Source organism: Nocardiopsis sp. TNDT3, assembly GCF_003427465.1.
GTDB classification, from domain to species: Bacteria; Actinomycetota; Actinomycetes; order Streptosporangiales; family Streptosporangiaceae; genus Nocardiopsis; species Nocardiopsis dassonvillei.
In genome coordinates, this window is record NZ_QPFC01000356.1 from 1 (window position 1) to 2,986 (window position 2,986).

The 2,986-nt window shown below is 73.9% G+C and carries 3 protein-coding genes; all 3 read right to left on the minus strand.

The window, feature by feature from the left end:
- Positions 1–1,329, minus strand: a 1,329-nt coding sequence (locus tag DQW06_RS09460) for a sugar ABC transporter ATP-binding protein (RefSeq protein ID WP_157983389.1), incomplete at its 3' end; no start/stop codon positions are given.
- Between the two features lie 50 nt (positions 1,330–1,379).
- Complete coding sequence (locus DQW06_RS09465) at positions 1,380–2,378, minus strand: substrate-binding domain-containing protein (protein ID WP_013152412.1); 999 nt, start codon at positions 2,376–2,378, stop codon at positions 1,380–1,382.
- Positions 2,379–2,777: 399 nt separating this feature from the next.
- Positions 2,778–2,986 (minus strand): hypothetical protein (locus DQW06_RS09470; protein WP_157983390.1); only part of this gene is annotated, 209 nt, incomplete at its 5' end.

Sequence of the window (2,986 nt, forward strand, 5' to 3'; positions counted from 1 at the left end):
GGCCTTGGCCTCGACGTCCACGCCGCGGGTGGGCTCGTCCAGCAGCAGGATGCGGCTCCCGGCGTGCAGCCAGCGGCCGATGACGGCCTTCTGCTGGTTGCCGCCGCTGAGGTTGACGATGGGGGTGTCGGTCGCGGCGGCCTTGATCGAGAGCCGGTCGATGAGGCCCCGGCCGATCCCCGAGACGCGGGAGGGGAGCACGGTCCCCGCCTTGGAGGCTCCGCCGAACCAGGTCATGACCATGTTCTCGGAGACGCCCAGGAGGGGGACGACGCCCTCTCCCTTGCGGTCCTCGGGGGTGATGCCCACGCCCAGGCGCTTCATCGCGCGGGGGGTGGGGCGGGCCACCGGCGAGCCGTCCACCTCCACGGTCCCCCGTGAGGGGGTGAAGCCCGCGAGCGCGCGCAGGATCTCGGTCCGCCCCGAGCCCATGAGGCCGCCCAGGCCCAGGACCTCGCCGGGGTGCAGGTCGAAGGAGACGCCGTCGACCTTGGGCGGTACCGCCAGGTCGCGGACCGACAGGAGCGGTGTTCCGGAGGCGGCGGCGCGGCGCACCGGCCTGTTCTCCTCCTTGGTCTCGCCTCCGAGCATGAGGGAGACGATGTGCCGGGTGGTGGCGCCGCGGACCGGCGTGGTCTCCACGACGGCGCCGTCGCGCATGACGGTGACCGTGTCGGCGACCCGGCGGATCTCGTCCAGGCGGTGGCTGACGTAGATGACGCCGACGCCGCGGGAGGCGACGCGCTCGACGGCCTTGAGGACGGTCTCGGCCTCACCGGCGGCGAGCGCGCTGGTGGGCTCGTCGAGGATGAGCAGGCGCGGCCGGGCGCGGAAGGCCCGCGCGATCTCCACGAGCTGCTGCTGGGCCAGGGGCAGTTCGCCGACCCGGGTGTCGGGGGCGATGTCGACGCCGAGTTCGGCGAAGACCTCCTCGGCCCCGGCCCTGATGCGGCCGTAGTCGATGCGCCCGGCGGCCTTGGGCCACGTGCCGAGGTAGAGGTTCTCGGCCGCCGACAGCTCCGGGACCAGGCTGAGCTCCTGGTAGACGGTGCCCACGCCGAGCTTGGCCGCCCGGCGGATGCCGCCCTGGCCGAGCGGCTGGCCGCCGATCTCGATCTCGCCCTCGTCGGGTGTCTCCACGCCGGACAGCAGGCGGATCAGGGTGGACTTTCCGGCGCCGTTGCGTCCGAGCAGCGCGCGGACCTCTCCGGCACTGATCTCGAAGTCGGCGCGGTCCAGCGCCCGGACGCCGGGGTAGCTCTTGGTCGCGCCGCGGACACGGGCCACGACGTCGGTGTCGGCCGGGGGCGCGGCGGAGGTGTCGCTCATGGGTACTCCACAGGTGGGACGAAGGGGGCGGACGTGCTCGGACGGCCGGTCTAGGGGACGCCGTCCGGGTGCTCCTCCAGCCACTCCTCGCCGTCCTCGGGCGTGGTGTAGAGGTCGATGGGCGCCTCGGTGACGAACTCCTCGGGCGCCTCGCCCGCGATGATGCGCTCGACCGTCTCCCCGGCCAGCAGGCCGACCGCGATTCCGGAGATGTCGACGTTGGCCTTGAGGATGCGGTGGTCGGACAGCGCGCGGGCCGCGTCGGTGGACATGTCGCTGCCGAAGACCACGACCTCCCCGGCCAGGCCGCGGTTGGTGACGGCGCGGACCGCGCCCATGGTGGCGCCGCCCGCCTCCCCGTAGAAGGCGTCGAGGTCGGGGTGGGCGGTGAGCAGGCGCTCGCCCACGTTGACGGCCTCGTCGATGGTGGCGCCCTCCTGGTTGGCGACGATCCGGGCGTCGGGCAGGCGGGCGAAGAGCGCCTCCTCGAAGCCCTCGCGGCGCTGCACGCAGACCTCGACGAACTCGCAGTTGAGGACGCCGATCTGGGGGTCCTCCACTCCCTCGTCCTCGAAGTGGTCCGCGGCGGCGTCACCCAGCAGGCGCCCGAACTCGTGGGGGTCGCCCAGGATGTAGGAGGTCACGTACTCCTTGGCGGCCTCGTCCTCGATGCAGGTGTTGTAGCAGATCACCGGGATCCCGCTCTCGTGCGCCAGGCGCACGGCGGGCACCGAGGCGGTGGCCGAGACGGGGGACAGCACCAGGGCGTCGACGTCGGCCGAGGAGACGACGTCCACGAAGGTGCTCTCCTCCGAGGCGTCTCCGCGGGCGTTGAGCTCCAGGAGCTGGAGCTCGCGTCCGGAGTCGTCGGCGTAGTTCTGCATGCCCTCGCGGACTCCCGCGTAGAAGCCCTGCGCGTCCATGTAGACGACGCCGATGCGGCCGTCCTCGCCGAGCCTGGCGCCGCATCCGGCGAGCAGCAGCACGCACAGGGCGGCGGTGAGAGCGGCGAGCGCGCGGCCCGGGGGGCGCGGCGGTCGTCTGCCCATGGGGTCCTCCTTGGCGTAGGGCGTACGCGCTCACCTGCGCGGACGCCTTCCTCAACTGCAGGAGAGCATGCCAGAGTGACTCAGGTAACGTCAAGAATAAATAGTAATTAATTATTTTTCGGGTGGCGCAGGGCATACCGCAACCCTTGCGGACACGGCGTCGCGGCTGCCTGGAGGCGGGCACGGCGGCACGCGGAGGGAGGCCCGGGTCGGACCGCGCAGGCGGTGGCGCGGCGGGGTGGAGGGAGCGCGGAGGAGGTCGCGGAAGCGGGCGCGGAGGAGGTCGGCGCGCAGACGGGCGCGGCCGCGCGGGAGCGGGCTGGTCAGGGGACCCGCGCACCGCCCCGGGGCACGGGAACCGGCCCTCGGGTCCTCCCCGCCGCACGCGTGTTCGTGCCCTCAGGCCGGGTCGGGGCGCTGCTCCCCGCCGTCGAGGAGGTCCGCGAGGTCCGCGGGCGGGCGCGTCCGCCCCCGGGCGAACGCCCGCGCGAACTCCGCCTCGCCCAGGGCCGCCCGTGCGCGCGCCGTCGCGCGGTCCACGTCGCCCCGTTCAGCGGCGGGCGCCGGCGCGCCCGCGCCCTCGCGCAGGGCCTCGGCGGCGCCCAGGA